Raw genomic sequence first — 15,833 nt, 5'->3', positions numbered from 1 at the left:
GCCGGTCGCGCCGGTCACCACGCATCATCGCGACGACCTGATGATCGGCGAAGTAATCGACATTTCGGGATCGGCGTCGCGTATCTTGCTCGATGCCGAGACGATCGGCAAATTGTCGACATCCAGCGACGCCGCCGTGGCGATGGCGGGACAGGTCGGCGCGCAGGTCAAGGTGCGGGTCGGCAATGTCTGGCTGATCGCAAGTATCCGCGACCAGCAACTGCACGAGCGCGGCGAAGGCCTGATCGTCGCAACGATCGATTTCCTCGGCGAAGGCGAAGAGGAAAAGATCACGGGGCGTATCCATAATTTCCGGCGCGGCGTGACCCGCTATCCGATTCCGGGTAGCCAGGTTTTCGCCGCGACCAGCGCCGATCTCAAACAGATATACGCCGCCGACGAACGCGCGCATGTCGAAATCGGCACCGTCTATCCGACCAAGGATATTCGCGGTTCGCTCTATGTCGATGCGATGCTCGGAAAGCATTTCGCGCTGCTTGGTTCGACCGGTACGGGTAAATCGACCAGCGCCGCGCTGATCCTGCACAAAATCTGCGAACTCGCGCCGCAGGGCCATATCGTGATGATCGACCCGCACGGCGAATATTCGGCTGCCTTCAAGGGTACCGGCGCGCTGTTCGACGTCGACAATCTGGCGATGCCCTATTGGCTGATGAATTTCGAGGAACATTGCGAGGTCTTCATTACCGCGGAGGGCCGCGATCGACAGGCCGACTGCGACGTGCTCGCGCGCTGCCTGCTGCAGGCGCGGACCAAGAACCGGCTCGCCGAAGGCATGAGCAAGATCACGGTCGACTCGCCGATCCCCTATCTGCTCTCCGACCTGCTCAACATCCTGCAGAACGAGATGGGCAAGCTCGACAAGGCGACTTCGTCGGCGCCCTTCATGCGCATCAAGGGCAAGATCGAGGAAATGCGCGCCGACCCGCGCTATAATTTCATGTTCTCGGGCATGCTTGTCGCCGACACCATGGCGAATTTCCTCGGCAAGATTTTCCGCCTGCCGTCGGACGGCCGGCCGATTTCGATAATCGATGTGTCGGGTGTGCCGTCGGACATCACGGGGGTCGTCGTCGCGGTCCTGTCGCGCCTGACCTTCGACTATGCGATCTGGTCGCGCGGCGAACCGCAGCGCCCGATCCTGCTCGTCTGCGAAGAAGCGCACCGCTATATCCCCTCGAAGGACATCGGGACCGGGCAGGCGGTGCGCAAGATCCTCGAGCGGATTGCCAAGGAAGGCCGCAAATATGGCGTTTCGCTGGGGCTCATCACCCAGCGCCCGTCGGATCTTGCCGAAGGCGTGCTGTCGCAGTGCGGCACGATTATCTCGATGCGCCTCAACAACGAGCGCGACCAGCATTTCGTGAAGGCGGCGATGCCCGAAGGCGCGCGCGGCTTCATCGATTCGATCCCGGCGCTGCGCAACCGCGAATGCATCGTCTGCGGCGAGGGCGTGTCGATCCCGATCCGCGTCTATCTCGACACACTGGAAGAGGAAAAGCGGCCGGCGTCGAGCGATCCGCTCTTTTCGAAGCTGTGGCGCGAAACCGGCGGCGAGGTCGAAATCCTGGAGCGCGTGGTCAAGCGCTGGCGCAGCCAAGGCAGGTAATATTCTTTGCCTGCCGCGGAAGGCCGGTGCCGCGTTTGGCTTTAGTCAGACAAGAGCATCAGCTTTCCGGCGGCTCCCAAAGCTCGATCGGATTGCCTTCGGGGTCGTGGACGCGCGCGAAGCGGCCGATCGCCGGATCGTCCCATTCGGCCTTGGTGATGATTTCGCTGCCGGCCTCGCGAAACGGGGCCAGCACGGCGTCGAGATCATCGACGCGCAGGTTGATCATGAACTGACGGTCGGCGGCGAAATAGTCGGTGTCGGCCTTGAACGGCGAAAAGACCAGCGGTCCAGCGGTAACGTTCCAGACCCACTCGTTCGGCGGCACGCTGTCGTCGGCGTTGCACCCGCCGCCGACGCCCAGCCGTTCGCGATACCAGGCGGCGAGCGCCTCGGGATCGCGCGCCCGGAAAAACAGTCCACCGATGCCTTTGACATGTCCCATGATGGCCTCCCCTGAAGATGCGGGGGAGCCTAGGCCGAAAGGCTCAGCCTTTCCACTCCCCGCTCTTGCTGAATTCTTCGCGGATCCGGCCCGACTGGTTGAGCCGCGGGTCGGTGTAGGTCGGCGCGGCGACCGGCGGCGGGGCGGGCGTGGGCGTTACGGCAGGCGTCATCGCCCCGGGCAGTGGTGCCGGACCGGCGTCGGGCAGCGGCGCGGCGGGGCCCGCGAGCATCGGGGCCGGGCCGGCGCCGGGGGTAAGGCCCTGACCCTTCAGAATGGCAAGCTGTTGCGCTATCGGCAGATAGGGGCCGGGGACCGGCTCGCGGCCCGGATAGGGCGCGCGAAACGCGTCGGGCATCCCCCAGCGCCCGCGCCAGCGGTGAAAGATATGCGCGCCGACGATGTTGGTCATCACCAGGCTCTTGCCCCAGCGCGGCCAGATCGCCTGCGTGTGATAATGGGTGGCAAGCCCGACCTTCGGAAAGACAAAGCCGCCAAGCGCCGCCGAGGCAACGCGGCTTGCGCGCAGCCAGTTTCGCCGCTCGGGCGCGCGCGCCATCGCGCCGTCGCAGCTGAAGGTGAATTGGCACACGCCGGCGCGCTGCGACCCCTGGAAAACGACGCCGCATACGGTGTTTGGAAAACTCGGGTGGCGGACGCGATTGATGACCGTCTGCGCGACGCCGCGCATCCCGTCGTCGGTTTCCGACGCCGCTTCATAATAGATGGCGGCGGTCAGGCAATAATGCGCCCGTTCGCGGTCGAGCGCAGTCAGTCCCCGGAAAATATAGGGTTTTGCGGGCGGCCCCACAAAGGCTTCCTCGCGCAGAAGCGCGGGGTCGTCCGGGGGCATCGCGGTCGCATCGCCATAATCCACGCTTGCCGGATCGGGCAGCGTCGGATCGATCTTCAGCGCCGCCTCATAATCCTCGGCGTTCATGATCGCCCAGCGTTCGGGGTCATAAGCCTTGAAATCAAGCGGGACCGACACGCTGTAAGGCCCAAAGACAGCCGGTGCGCGAAGCTGTCCGCTCGACAGCAGGAAGGCGAGACAGGCGACCGCGACCACCGCGATAATCGCGGCCCAGAATGCACGGCCCGGCCCCACCGGCTTTTCCGGCACCGGGTCGCGCCATGTCGATCGGGCGGTCAGAGTCAATTCGGGCTTCATATGTGCGTTACATTCCGGTGGGGCTCCACGCGCGATTCGCGCAGAGCGGGCCAGTCCGCCTTATACGCCGAAACGCCAACAAAATGTTTCAAGTCGTATCGGGGGATCCGCCGCGGACGCCATTCCCCCTTGCCGACTCACCGTCACGCGCCTATATGCGGCCCTACTTCTTGACATGGTTAGCCAGTTGGGACGTCGGGGCCGCGGGCCGCGGCGGCTATACTCACATGCTTTCTGGTCATCTGGATTGGAATGATATTGGTCGATTTCGACGCCCTTAACGCAATCATCGCGCCCGAAGCCGAGGCGATGGGCCTGGCGCTCGTTCGCGTAGCCTTCTTCGGCGGCGAGAGCGACCCCACCTTGCAGGTGATGGCCGAACGCCCCGACACGCGCCAGCTGACGATCGACGATTGTGCCGACCTGTCGCGCCGCATTTCGGAGAAGCTCGACGCACTCGAAGAGGCGGGCAAGGACCCGATCGAGATCGCCTACCGGCTCGAAGTCTCGTCGCCCGGCATCGACCGGCCGCTGACGCGCCGCGCCGACTTCGCCGACTGGGCGGGGCATGAGGCGAAAGTGGCGCTGAAGGAAAAGCTGGCCGGGCGCCAGCGCTTCAACGGCACGCTCGTCGGTATCGACGGCGATGTCGTGACGATTTCGGACAAGGAAGGGGTGGAGCACAAGCTGCCGTTCGATGCGATCGACACGGCCAAGCTCGTTCTCACCGACAAATTGATTGCCGCAACCGTCCCGCTCTCGATCGAGGGCGCCGACGAAATGGAAGAAGAAGGACAGGACTGATGGCCACTGCCATTTCCGCTAACAAGGCCGAGCTGCTCGCGATTGCCAACAGCGTCGCCAGCGAGAAGATGATCGACAAAGCCATCGTCATCGAGGCGATCGAGGAAGCGATCCAGCGCGCCGCGCGCGCGCGCTACGGCGCCGAGAACGACATCCGGGCCAAGCTCGACCCGCAGACCGGCGATCTTCGCCTGTGGCGCGTCGTCGAGGTCGTCGAGCAGGTCGAGGATTATTTCAAGCAGGTCGACCTGGCTGCCGGTCAGAAGCTGCAGAAGGACGCCAAAATTGGCGACTTCATCGTCGATCCGCTGCCCGCGGTCGACCTGGGCCGCATCGATGCACAGTCGGCGAAGCAGGTGATCTTCCAGAAGGTGCGCGAAGCCGATCGCGAGCGTCAATATGCCGAATTCAAGGACCGCGCGGGCGAGATCATCACTGGCGTCGTGAAGTCGGTCGAATTTGGTCATATCGTCGTCAACCTTGGCCGCGCCGAGGGCGTGATCCGCCGCGACCAGCAGATTCCGCGCGAACTGATGCGCGTCGGCGACCGCGTCCGCGCGCTGATCTTGTCGGTGCGCAGCGAAACGCGCGGTCCGCAGATTTTCCTGTCGCGCGCCCACCCCGATTTCATGAAAAAGCTGTTCGCGCAGGAAGTGCCCGAAATCTATGACGGCATCATCGAGATCAAGGCCGCCGCCCGCGACCCGGGTTCGCGCGCCAAGATCGGCGTCATCAGCTACGACGGCTCGATCGACCCCGTCGGCGCGTGCGTCGGCATGAAGGGCAGTCGCGTGCAAGCGGTCGTCCAGGAAATGCAGGGCGAAAAGATCGACATCATTCCCTGGTCGGAAGACACGGCGACCTTCGTCGTCAACGCGCTCCAGCCGGCAACGGTGCAGCGCGTCGTGATCGACGAGGATGACAGCCGCATCGAAGTCGTCGTTCCCGACGACCAGCTGAGCCTCGCCATCGGCCGCCGCGGCCAGAATGTCCGTCTCGCCAGCCAGCTCACCGGCAGCCAGATCGACATCATGACCGAGGCCGACGCGAGCGAGAAGCGCCAGCGCGAATTCGTCGAACGCTCGACGATGTTCCAGGAAGAACTCGACGTCGACGAAACGCTCGCACAGCTGCTCGTCGCCGAAGGCTTCGGCGAACTCGAGGAAGTCGCCTATGTCGGCATCGACGAACTCGCAAGCATCGAAGGCTTCGACGAGGAGCTGGCGCAGGAACTGCAGAGCCGCGCCGCCGAAGGGCTCGAGCGCCGCGAGGAAGCGTCGCGCCAGGAACGCCGCGAACTGGGCGTCGAAGATGCGCTCGCCGATATCCCGCACCTGACCGAAGCGATGCTCGTTGTGCTTGGCAAGGCGGGGATCAAGACGCTCGACGACCTCGCCGACCTGGCGACTGACGAGCTGATCGCGAAGAAGCGCCAGGACAATCGCCGCGGCCCGGCGCGCAGCGAGCGTGCCGAGGACAAGGGCGGCGTGCTTGGCGAATATGGCCTCAGCGAAGAGCAGGGCAACGAGATCATCATGGCGGCGCGTGCGCACTGGTTCGACGATGAGCCCGAAGCGGCTGCGCCTGCCGAAGCCGAGCCCGCGGCAGAGCCGCAAACCGGGGAGGCCGCCGATGCGGACCCCGCGCAATGATCAGCTGACCGAAACCGACCGCGCAAAGGGGCGCGGCCAGCATGTGCCCGAGCGGCGCTGTGTAATCACCGGCGATGTTTCGCCGGCGGAGCGGCTTGTGCGCCTGGCGCTCGGCCCCGACGGCAGCATCGCCCCCGACGTGCATGGCAAGGCGCCGGGCCGCGGCGCGTGGATCGGCGTGTCGCGCGCCGAGCTTGAGGCTGCGCAAACCAAGGGCAAGCTGAAAGGCGGGCTCGCGCGCGCGCTGCACGAAAGCCATATCGCGATCCCCGACGATCTCGGCGCGCGTATCGAGGCACAGCTCCAGCGTGCGACGCTCGACCGGCTCGGGCTGGAATCGCGATCGGGCACGCTGATCAGCGGCAATGAGAAGATCGAAACGGCGGCGCGCAAGGGGCAGGTCCGCCTGCTTCTCCATGCCAGCGACGCGGGTGAGGACGGCCGCAAGAAACTGGCGCAGGCGTGGCGCGTCGGCGACGATGCCGAAGGGTCGGGACGCGAGGGACTGGTCTTGCCGGTGGACCGCGGCACCCTATCTATGGCATTGGGCCGCGAGAATGCGGTGCATCTGGCGATTACCGACGCCCGCGCGGCGGACAGGGTGCTGGCGCATTTGAGCCGCTGGCAGTTTTTCACAGGATGGAGTAGGGACGCGGCCAACCGCGATTCCGATCCGCACGCCTCGCCGCCCGCCGGCGAGGAAAAAACAGGGACGGCGCCAGCTGGCACCGCCGCTTCGGACGCGTTTTGAAGGAATGATGGTTTTCGATGAGTGACGAACAGGACAAGCCGACCCTTACCCGCAAGCCCCTTGGGCTGAAGCGGACGGTCGAGGCCGGACAGGTGCAGCAGCAATTCAGCCATGGCCGTCGCAACACGGTGGTGGTCGAGGTGAAGCGTCGCCGCGTGATCGGCCGTCCGGGTGAAGCTGCGCCGGCACCCGAGGCCGAAGAGGTCGAGGCCGCTCCGGCACCCGCACCGGCTCCCGCCCCGGCGCCCGCTCCGAAGCCGGTCGCGCCGCGGGCGAGCGAGAATGACAGCCTGATGACGCGTCAGGAACGCCAGGCGCAACTGCTCCGCGAGGCGGAGGAAGCGCGCATGGCGGCGCTCGAGGAAAATCGCCGCCGCGACGAAGCCGCGCGTGCCCGGGCCGCCGAGGAAGAAAAGGCGCGCGCTGAAGCGCGTCAGGAACAGGCTGCCGCCAAGGCGGCCGAACCGGCACCCGCTGCGGCCGCCGCCGAACCTGTCGCCGAAGCGCCGGCGGCCGAAGCGCGTGACGAAGCCGCTCCCGCTGCGCCGCGTCCGGCGGCGAGCGCGGCTCCAGCTCCGCGCCGCTTTACCCCGGTGGAGGCGCCGAAGCGTCCCGAACCCAAGCGCCCCGAACCGAAGGCTGCCCGCGGCACCGACAATCGCCGCCAGTCGGGCAAGCTGACCGTCACGCGTGCGCTCAACGAGGACGAGGGCGCTCGCGCGCGCAGCCTCGCGGCGCTGAAGCGCGCGCGCGAAAAGGAAAAGCGTTCGCACATGACCTCGTCGGGGCCGCGCGAAAAGCAGGTCCGCGAAGTCGTCGTGCCCGACACGATTACGGTGCAGGAACTGGCGAACCGCATGGCCGAAAAAGGCGCCGACCTGGTGAAAGCGCTGTTCAAGATGGGCATGCCGGTCACCGTCAACCAGACGATCGACCAGGATACCGCCGAGCTTCTCGTCACCGAATTCGGGCACGAGATCAAGCGCGTCAGCGAAGCCGATATCGATATCCGCCACGACGAGGATGTCGACGACGCAGCGCAGCTCAAGCCGCGCGCGCCGGTAGTCACCATCATGGGGCATGTCGATCACGGCAAGACGAGCCTGCTCGACGCACTGCGCGGCGCCAATGTCGTCGCGGGCGAAGCCGGTGGTATCACCCAGCATATCGGCGCCTATCAGGTGAAGGCGAAGGACGGCAGTGTCATCACTTTCCTCGATACGCCGGGCCACGAAGCCTTTACCGAAATGCGCCAGCGCGGCGCCAACGTCACCGACATCGTGATCCTGGTGGTGGCCGCCGACGACGGGCTGAAGCCGCAGTCGATCGAGGCGATCAACCATGCGAAGGCCGCGGGCGTGCCGATCATCGTTGCGATCAACAAGGTCGACAAGGATGGCGCCAACCCGCAGCGCGTCCGCGAACGCCTGCTTGAACACGAGCTGGTGGTCGAGGAAATGGGCGGCGACGTCCAGAATGTTGAAGTGTCGGCGCTGAAGAAAACGGGTCTCGACAAGCTGCTCGATGCGATCGCGCTGCAAGCCGAGATCATGGAATTGAAGGCGAATCCAGATCGCGCCGCCGAAGGCACGGTAATTGAGGCGAAGCTCGACAAGGGCCGCGGCCCGGTCGCGACGATCCTCGTGCGCCGCGGCACGCTCAACGTTGGCGACATCTTCGTCTGCGGCGCCGAAAGCGGCCGCGTCCGTGCGCTCGTCGACGATCATGGCAAGCAGATCAAGGCCGCCGGACCGTCGATGCCGGTCGAGGTGCTCGGCCTCGGCGGCGTGCCGATGGCGGGGGATACCCTTACGGTCGTCGAGAATGAGGCGCGCGCCCGCGAAGTCGCCGCCTATCGCCAGGAACAGGCGCTCAAGAAGCGGACGGCGCAGGCGCCGGTCAGCCTCGAGGGCATGTTCTCGGCGCTCGCCGACAAGGCCAAGGTTATCGAATATCCGGTGGTCATCAAGGGCGACGTGCAGGGCAGCGTCGAAGCGATCGTCAACGCGCTCAACCGCCTGTCGACCGACGAGATTCGCGTCCGCGTGCTCCAATCGGGCGCTGGCGCGATCACCGAGAGCGACGTGACGCTGGCGGCTGCCACCGGTGCGCCGATTATCGGCTTCAACGTCCGTCCGAACGCCAAGGCGCGCGAGATCGCGAACCGCGAAAAAGTGCGCTTCATGTATTATGACGTCATCTATCACCTGACCGCCGACGTGGCGAAGGAGATGGCGGGCGAGCTGGGTCCGGAACGCATCGAAAATGTCGTCGGCCGCGCCGAGGTCAAGGAAGTCTTCCCGGCCGGCAAGCGCGACAAGGCAGCCGGTCTGCTCGTGCTCGAAGGTTCGATCCGCAAGGGGCTCCACGCCCGCCTCACGCGCGACGACGTCATCGTGTCGGCGACGACGATCGCGTCGCTCCGCCGCTTCAAGGACGACGTCGCCGAAGTGCGCGCCGGCCTCGAGTGCGGTGTCGTGCTGGCGGATACCAACGACATCAAGCCGGGCGACCATCTCGAAGTCTTCGAGGTCGAACTGCGCGACCGGACGCTCTGACGGGCGTCCGCTCCGCATAACAGGGAGGCGGCATCATGGCGCGCTACGTCGCCCTGTTCGGCAGCATCAACGTCGGCGGCAACCGGCTGAAGATGGTCGATCTGCGCTCGGCCTTCGAGGCCGAGGGCTTCTGCAATGTCGAGACCGTCGTGGCGAGCGGCAATGTGCTGTTCGACCATGATGCGCGGCCGACGCGCGGGCTCGAGGAAAAGCTGGCGATGATGGTCGACGACCGTTTCGACATGACGAGCGCGGTTGTGGTGCGCGACCGCGACGAGCTCGCGGCGGGCGTGTCGGACAATCCCTTCGCGGGCACGAACGAGGACAGGTTCGTCCACACCATGTATCTGACCGACCAGCCGACCAAGGCGCAGTTCGATCAGCTGGTCGGCGATCATCTTGGCCGCGGCGGCGAGAAGCTCGCGCTCGGCAAGCGCATGCTGTTCCTCGACTATGGCGACGGGGTCGCCGGCAGCAAGCTCACCACCGCCTTCATCGAAAGGCGCTTGGGCTGCAAGGGCACCGCGCGTAATATGCGCTCGATCGCGCGCATCGTCGCGAAACTGGACGAAGAGAAGAAGGCGAAGTGAAGAAAGCCGAAAAGGACAATGGCCCCTCGGTCCGCGTGCTGCGCGTCGGCGAGCAGGTGCGCCATATCTTGAGCGAGATCATCGCGCGCGGCGACGTGCACGACGACGTGCTCGCGACGCACCCGGTCAGCATCACCGAGGTGCGCATGTCGCCCGACCTGCGCCACGCCACGGTGTTCGTGAAGCCGCTGCTCGGCAAGGGCGAGGAGGCGGTGCTCAAGGCGCTGCGCACCAACACCGCCTATCTGCAGAAGACCGTCGCGTCGAAGGTGCGGATGAAATATGCCGCGAAACTGAAATTCCTCGCCGACGAGAGCTTCGACGAGGCGAGCCACATCGAAAAATTGCTGCGCGACCCGAAGGTGGCGCGGGATCTTGAGAGTGGTGGAGAAAGCGACAGCTGACGCCTGACTCGTTCGGGCGCCTATTTCTTTCCCGCCTTGATCCCTGCCGCCGCTTCCAGCTCGACCAGCGCTTCCTCCAGATAGTCGATCATCCTTTGCGCGTGCGGAACGCTGCGACGGCAGGCGGTGATGCCGAAGTCGATATTCTTGAAGTTCGAGACCTGCGTGATGTTCATCGCCATGCCGTCGACGGGGATGCTCGCGGGATACATGCCGTCGAGGCGCGCGCCGTTCCAGTACATCTGCTCGCGCGGGCCGGGAACGTTGGAAATCGTCACCGAATAGGCCGGGAATTTGTCGGCGGTGCGCGTCAGCGCCGTGAGCATCATCGGGAAGCTGGTGATCGCGGTATAGAGCTGGATCTGCGCCGCGGTCATCGCGCGCAGCTGCGCCTTTGCCGAATTCATCGATTCTTGGATCATCGCCATGCGCGTCGCCGGATCGTCGACGTGCGTCGCAAGGTTCGCGGTGACCGAGGCGACCGAATTGCCCGAATCGATATCGTCCTTCGGGCGGATCGATACGGGCGCCATGGCTTTGAGCGGCTTGTCTGGGAGTTCGTTCAGCGATTGCAGATATTTGCGCATCGCACCCGCGCACATGCCGAGCACCGCATCGTTGATCGTTCCGTCATAGGCCTTGCCCATCGCGCGCACGCGTTCCAGCGACCAGCTTTGCGCGACGAAGCGGCGGGCGCCGGTGATATTGCGGTTGAAACTGGTGCGCGGCACGCCGGCAAAGGGGGTGACGAGTCCGTCGCCGCCGATGCCGAACATCGCGGCGAGATACTGGTTCATCGCCTTGGTCACCCCGACGCTGTTGCCCCATTGCTCCTTCAGGAAGTCGCCGATCGCCTTGATGTCGGTCAGGTTCGGGCGCGCAGGCTTTTTGGGGGGTGGGAAGAGACGCTTGTACGCTTCATAGGCCTCGACCGAGAGCGGCGACGCGGCGCGGCGTTCCTTGGGATCCGCCGACAGCATCGAATTATAGAAATGGATGCTTGCAGCGCCATCCATCAGCGCGTGGTGAACCTTTTTGAAGGTCGCGATCTGGCGGTTGGGCAAGCCGGATATCAGCGTGATTTCCCACAAAGGCCGCGTCCGGTCGAGCAGTCCCGAATGGAGGCGCGAGGCCAGCTCGAACATCTCGCGATAACGCCCCGGCTTCGGCAAGGCGGCGGCGCGGACATGGTAGTGCATGTCGATGTCGCGATCGGGTTCAAGGCGGATCGGACCGTACTGGCCGAGCGGGGTCAGCTTCAGCACCTCGCTGAACGGCCGCCTAAGGCCCTCCGACTGGCGGAGCAGCGCGAGCTGTTCGTTCAGCCATTCAGTCTCGTCGACCCCGTCGGGCAGCGTGTAAAGATTGATGCCGCCGATGTGCATCGGCATTTCGCGGCTCTCCCCCCAAAGGAACATCGCGTCGGTTACCGGCATCAGGCGCATCGCAGCTCTCCCCCACTGTTTATGCTGCTTCTTTTGCTGCGCAGCATGACAGCGGCGATGGGCGAGTCAAGCCGACGCCACCGAGAGGATTGGCGATGGCGGGCGAACGCGTTATCGCACTTCCATGGCCAAGCTCTATTTCTATTATGCCAGCATGAATGCCGGCAAGTCGACGACGCTGCTGCAGGCGGATTTCAACTATCGCGAGCGCGGTATGGAAACCATGCTGTGGACCGCGGCGCTCGACGATCGTTATGGCGTCGGCCAGGTGACGAGCCGCATCGGGCTGATGGCCGAGGCGCATAAGTTCGACCCCGACAGTGACCTGTTTGCATCGGCAAACGACGAGAACAGGCAGCGCCCGCTCGCCTGTGTGCTCGTGGATGAGGCGCAATTCCTGTCGCGGGAGCAGGTGCTCGGGCTCGCGCGGCTCGCCGACGAAGTCGATATTCCGGTGCTCTGCTACGGCTTGCGCACCGATTTCGCGGCCAACCTGTTTCCCGGCTCGGCAGCATTGCTTGGGCTTGCCGACGCGCTCGTCGAACTGAAGGCAGTGTGCGAATGCGGGCGGAAGGCGACGATGAATCTGCGCGTCGATGAGGCGGGCCGCGCGGTGGTTGAAGGCGCGCAGACCGAGATCGGCGGCAATGATCGTTACGTCGCGATGTGCCGGCGGCATTTCATGGCGAAACGGCGCGAGGCGGCGGCGTCGCTGATGCCGGCCTGATCCGGCGGCGCTCGTCCCGTTCCCTGTATTTTCGCGAAAGGAAAACCATGCGTAATTTCGTGTCGCTGAGCCTCGCCGCCGCGCTGCTTGCTGTCTCGCCCGTGCAGGCGGCACCGGCTTCGCAGCCGGAGGCCGTGCTCAAGACCAAGGGCTATCGTGCGGCGGTCGAGATCCTTGATCGCGATCACGACCGGATGGTCGAGGAGATCGTCAAGCTGACTGAAATTCCTGCGCCGCCGTTCAAGGAAGCGGCGCGCGCCGCCGCCTATCGCAACATGCTCGCGGACGCGGGGCTCGCCGATGTCGAGATCGACGCGGAAGGCAATGCGATGGGCGTCTATCGCGGTACCGGCCCGGCGGGCGGTCCCGCGGTGATGATCGCCGCGCACCTTGATACCGTTTTTCCGGAAGGCACGCCGGTCAAGGTCCGCCGCGAAGGCACGCGCCTTCATGCCCCCGGCGTCGGCGACGATACGCGCGGTCTTGCGGTGCTGCTCGCTTACGCCCGCGCGATGAAGGAGAGCGGCGTCAAGGTGAAGCGGGACATCATCTTTGTCGGCAATGTCGGCGAGGAAGGCCCCGGCGACCTGCGCGGCGTCCGCTACCTTTTGACCAAGGGCAAATATAAGGACCGGGTGAAGGCCTTTTTCTCGATGGACGGGCTCGATCCGTCGCGCATCGTCACCGGCGGCGTCGGCTCGAAACGCTATCGCATCACCTGGAAGGGGCCGGGCGGTCACAGCTATGGCGCGTTCGGGCTTGTCAATCCGATGGCGGCGATGAGCCAGGCAGTGGTCGATTTCTACAAAATCCCGGTCCCCGCGACCCCCAAGACGACCTATTCGGCCAGCGTGACGGGGGGCGGCACCTCGGTCAATTCAATCCCGAACGAGGCCTATATGGAGTTCGACATGCGCTCGGTGAACCCCGCCGAACTGACCAAGCTGGAACAAGCTTTCCTCGCTGTCGTCCAGAAGAGCGTCGAGGGCGAGAATGCGGCGCGGTCAATCAAGGAGGGACCGATCACCGCCGATATCAAGATGATCGGCGACCGCCCCGCGGGCGAGACCGCGGCAACCCAGTCGATCGTGCGGAACGCCGATGCGATCATCCGTGCGAACGGCCTCGAACCCAAGGCCTCCTTCTCGTCGACCGATTCGAACCTGCCGATGAGCCTCGGCATTCCGGCGGTGACGATCGGGTCGGGCGGCGAGGGCGGGCGGGCGCACGCGCTTGACGAATGGATCGACGTCGAAAAGACGAAGAGCCTGAGCGGCGCGATGGTCGGCCTCGGCATCCTGCTTGCGACCGCGGGGGTCCAGTGATGCGCGACGCGCTTTATGTCGAACTGGCCGACGGCGATCTCCGCCTCGTCAAGCTGGTGGAAGCGCACCGCGAGCCGTTGCGCGCCGCCTGCGCCGCTGACGCGGATATATGGCCGATCTACTCGTCGAGCTTCGATCCCGATCATTTCGACGCGAGCTTCACGTCGCTGATCGGTCATGACAGCCGGATGCCCTATGCCATTTTCGGCGACGACGGGCTCGTCGGGATGACGGCATGGCTGCGCCCGGACTGGTCTGCGCAAACGATCGAGATCGGCAACAGCTTCATCCATCCCGCCGCGCGCGGAACGGGCTTCAACGGGCGATTGAAAAAATTGATGATCGACCATGCGTTCGCCGTCGGCATCCGCCGCATCGAATTTCGCATCGACGAACGCAACCAGCGCAGCCAGGCGGCCGTTGCCAAGCTCGGCTGTACCAAGGAGGGCGTGCTGCGGTCCGAGCGCGTTACTTGGACCGGCCATGTTCGCGACACGGGGCTCTGGTCGTTGCTCGCAAGGGAGTGGCACGAGCAGGCGACGAGCTGAAAGAGATGTTTTTGGGAGGGAATTCATCTATGCTCCAGCATCACGCCGCTGTCGAAATCGAGGATGGAGCATGAAGCCGAAACTGATATTTTCGCTCGCGTTGTTCGCGCTTCCGTCGGCGGCGCTGGCGGAAGAGCCGGCAAAGGAGCGCCCGCTCGGCGTCGAGGCGGCGATCGTTTTCCCCGGCAATAGTACGATTCGCAGTTGGAAGGCGGACCGCGACCGCGGGATATGGATTCAGGATCGTCGCCGTAACTGGTTTTACGGGACCTTTATCGGGACGTGCCCCAGCCTCAGCTTCGCGCAGGCTTTCGGCATCGAAACGCGCGGCGCCGGTCGGCTCGACCGTCTGGCGTCGATCATCGTCCGGGGTGACAGCTGTCCGCTGAGCTCGTTCGTCACCTCCGCGCCGCCGCCGTCGAAAGAAGAGCGCGACGCCGCGCGCAAAGCCGAAGAGGCCGCGCAAAATTGACAAACGGCATGGCGGCGCCCTAGCGGCGCTGCAATGAACGGCTGGATCATATTGGACAAGCCCGTCGGTCTCGGCTCGACACAGGCGGTCGGCGCGGTCAAGCGCGTGTGCCGCGAGGCGGGGCTGGGCAAGGTTAAGGTCGGCCACGGCGGGACGCTCGATCCGCTGGCGTCGGGGGTGTTGCCGATCGCGCTTGGCGAAGCGACGAAGCTGTGCGGGCGGATGCTCGATGCGTCGAAGACCTACGACTTCACCATCGCCTTCGGAACCGAAACCGCCGGGCTCGATGCCGAGGGCGAGGTGGTTGCGACGAGCGATATGCGACCGACGCTAGCGGAAATCGAGGCAGTGCTGCCGCGCTTCACCGGCCCGATCGAGCAGGTGCCGCCGGCCTATTCGGCGATCAAGATCGACGGACAGCGCGCTTACGACCGCGCGCGCAAGGGCGAGGCGGTCGAGATGAAGGCGCGGCCGGTGACGGTACATTCCCTTCGTCACGCCGGACTTGATCCGGCATCCACCGCAGCGGATGACGAATGGTCCTCGGATCAAGTCCGGGGTGACGATCGGGGCGAGGGGGCACTGGAATCCATCACGCTCACCGCGTACGTTTCGAAGGGCACCTATGTCCGCAGCCTCGCGCGCGATATCGCGCGCGCGGTCGGCACTGTCGGGCACGTCACTATGCTGCGCCGCAGCAAAGCCGGGCCGTTCGACCTGTTACAGGCGATTTCGCTGGACAAATTGAATGCGTTCGGCCAAGGGGCCGCCCAATCAGAAATTATTCTGCCGCTTGAGGCAGGGCTGGTCGACATCCCGGCTCTGAACCTTTCCCCGGAAGCGGCAGGGGCGATCCGTCAGGGTCGCGTCTGGACCGGGGGGTGCACCGAAGACGGGCTCTATTGGGGAAGGGACAGCGACATGCGTCCCGTTGCCCTGATCGAGGCTTTGGCGGGAACGCTGAAGGTCGTCCGGGGCTTCAATCTGTAAACAAGGATGTTCGAGGAAAAGAACTATGTCGATTACCGCCGAGCGCAAAGCCGAAGTCATCAAGGACAATGCCCGCGAAAAGGGCGATACCGGTTCGCCGGAAGTCCAGGTTGCGATCCTGACCGACCGCATCAACACGCTGACCGAGCATTTCAAGGCGCACCACAAGGACAACCACAGCCGCCGCGGCCTGCTTATGATGGTCAACAAGCGCCGCAGCCTCCTCGACTATCTCAAGAAGAAGGACGAGGCCCGCTATTCGGCGCTGATCGCGAAGCTGGGTCTTCGCAAGTAAGAGTTTCTGGCGGCCCCGGACTTCCG

At 64.9% G+C, this 15,833-nt stretch carries 16 protein-coding genes; 13 read left to right on the top strand and 3 right to left on the bottom strand.

All coding sequences use genetic code 11. The features are described 5' to 3' along the window. Positions 1-40: 40 nt before the first annotated feature. Complete coding sequence (locus ATE71_RS12580; RefSeq protein WP_235588009.1) at positions 41-1,630, top strand: ATP-binding protein; 1,590 nt, start codon at positions 41-43, stop codon at positions 1,628-1,630. Between the two features lie 58 nt (positions 1,631-1,688). On the opposite strand, the gene ATE71_RS12575 is transcribed toward ATE71_RS12580, so the two are convergent. Together ATE71_RS12575 and ATE71_RS12570 are read right to left on the bottom strand one after the other, a co-directional pair. Then, positions 1,689-2,075: a VOC family protein gene (locus ATE71_RS12575; protein WP_058803646.1), complete on the bottom strand. Its 387-nt coding sequence runs from the start codon at positions 2,073-2,075 to the stop codon at positions 1,689-1,691. Between the two features lie 43 nt (positions 2,076-2,118). Continuing rightward, positions 2,119-3,246, bottom strand: a complete 1,128-nt coding sequence (locus tag ATE71_RS12570) for a cell wall hydrolase (RefSeq protein ID WP_058803645.1) — start codon at positions 3,244-3,246, stop codon at positions 2,119-2,121. 258 nt (positions 3,247-3,504) lie between these two features. Here ATE71_RS12570 and rimP point away from each other — a divergent pair, with 258 nt between their 5' ends. Genes rimP through rbfA form a run of 6 tightly spaced genes read left to right on the top strand, consistent with a single transcriptional unit; the run spans position 3,505 to position 10,005 of the window. Continuing rightward, complete coding sequence (rimP, locus tag ATE71_RS12565; RefSeq protein WP_058803698.1) at positions 3,505-4,050, top strand: ribosome maturation protein RimP; 546 nt, start codon at positions 3,505-3,507, stop codon at positions 4,048-4,050. Further along, positions 4,050-5,702 (top strand): transcription termination factor NusA, encoded by a 1,653-nt coding sequence (nusA, locus tag ATE71_RS12560; RefSeq protein ID WP_058803644.1) that lies wholly within the window; start codon positions 4,050-4,052, stop codon positions 5,700-5,702. Before rimP ends, nusA begins: the two co-directional genes overlap by 1 nt. Further along, a complete protein-coding gene (locus ATE71_RS12555) occupies positions 5,683-6,453 on the top strand; it encodes a DUF448 domain-containing protein (protein ID WP_082665193.1) in 771 nt (256 codons plus the stop codon). Before nusA ends, ATE71_RS12555 begins: the two co-directional genes overlap by 20 nt. A 17-nt stretch (positions 6,454-6,470) precedes the next feature. Continuing rightward, entirely contained in the window at positions 6,471-9,011 is a 2,541-nt protein-coding gene (infB, locus tag ATE71_RS12550; protein WP_058803643.1) for a translation initiation factor IF-2, read from the top strand. 35 nt (positions 9,012-9,046) lie between these two features. Then, entirely contained in the window at positions 9,047-9,601 is a 555-nt protein-coding gene (locus ATE71_RS12545; RefSeq protein ID WP_058803642.1) for a DUF1697 domain-containing protein, read from the top strand. Continuing rightward, positions 9,598-10,005, top strand: coding sequence for a 30S ribosome-binding factor RbfA (rbfA, locus tag ATE71_RS12540; RefSeq protein WP_058803641.1), 408 nt, complete (start codon positions 9,598-9,600; stop codon positions 10,003-10,005). The genes ATE71_RS12545 and rbfA overlap by 4 nt, the downstream gene beginning before the upstream one ends. A gap of 20 nt (positions 10,006-10,025) precedes the next feature. Here the strand turns inward: rbfA and ATE71_RS12535 are convergent, their stop codons facing one another. Beyond that, positions 10,026-11,450 carry a WS/DGAT/MGAT family O-acyltransferase gene (locus ATE71_RS12535; RefSeq protein WP_058803640.1) on the bottom strand — a complete coding sequence of 475 codons (1,425 nt, stop codon included), beginning with the start codon at positions 11,448-11,450 and terminating at the stop codon, positions 10,026-10,028. A 124-nt stretch (positions 11,451-11,574) separates the two neighbouring features. Between ATE71_RS12535 and ATE71_RS12530 the strand changes: the two genes are divergently transcribed. The 6 genes from ATE71_RS12530 (at position 11,575) to rpsO (ending at position 15,807) form a co-directional block, all read left to right on the top strand. Continuing rightward, the gene (locus ATE71_RS12530; RefSeq protein ID WP_058803639.1) at positions 11,575-12,177 is read left to right on the top strand and encodes a thymidine kinase; all 603 of its coding nucleotides are present in this window, start codon (positions 11,575-11,577) and stop codon (positions 12,175-12,177) included. Between the two features lie 47 nt (positions 12,178-12,224). Further along, the gene (locus ATE71_RS12525) at positions 12,225-13,502 is read left to right on the top strand and encodes a M20/M25/M40 family metallo-hydrolase (protein WP_058803638.1); all 1,278 of its coding nucleotides are present in this window, start codon (positions 12,225-12,227) and stop codon (positions 13,500-13,502) included. Further along, a complete protein-coding gene (locus ATE71_RS12520; RefSeq protein ID WP_058803637.1) occupies positions 13,502-14,050 on the top strand; it encodes a GNAT family N-acetyltransferase in 549 nt (182 codons plus the stop codon). Before ATE71_RS12525 ends, ATE71_RS12520 begins: the two co-directional genes overlap by 1 nt. Positions 14,051-14,120: 70 nt before the next feature. After that, complete coding sequence (locus tag ATE71_RS12515; RefSeq protein WP_235588005.1) at positions 14,121-14,522, top strand: DUF6491 family protein; 402 nt, start codon at positions 14,121-14,123, stop codon at positions 14,520-14,522. 33 nt (positions 14,523-14,555) lie between these two features. Next, positions 14,556-15,512: a tRNA pseudouridine(55) synthase TruB gene (truB, locus tag ATE71_RS12510; protein ID WP_058803636.1), complete on the top strand. Its 957-nt coding sequence runs from the start codon at positions 14,556-14,558 to the stop codon at positions 15,510-15,512. Positions 15,513-15,537: 25 nt separating this feature from the next. Then, positions 15,538-15,807, top strand: coding sequence for a 30S ribosomal protein S15 (rpsO, locus tag ATE71_RS12505; protein WP_037554459.1), 270 nt, complete (start codon positions 15,538-15,540; stop codon positions 15,805-15,807). The last annotated feature ends 26 nt before the right edge of the window (positions 15,808-15,833 follow it).

This window comes from Sphingopyxis sp. H115 (genome assembly GCF_001468465.1).
GTDB lineage: Bacteria > Pseudomonadota > Alphaproteobacteria > Sphingomonadales > Sphingomonadaceae > Sphingopyxis.
The sequence above is the reverse complement of the archived record's forward strand: the minus strand, read 5'-3'. Positions and strand labels throughout refer to the sequence as shown.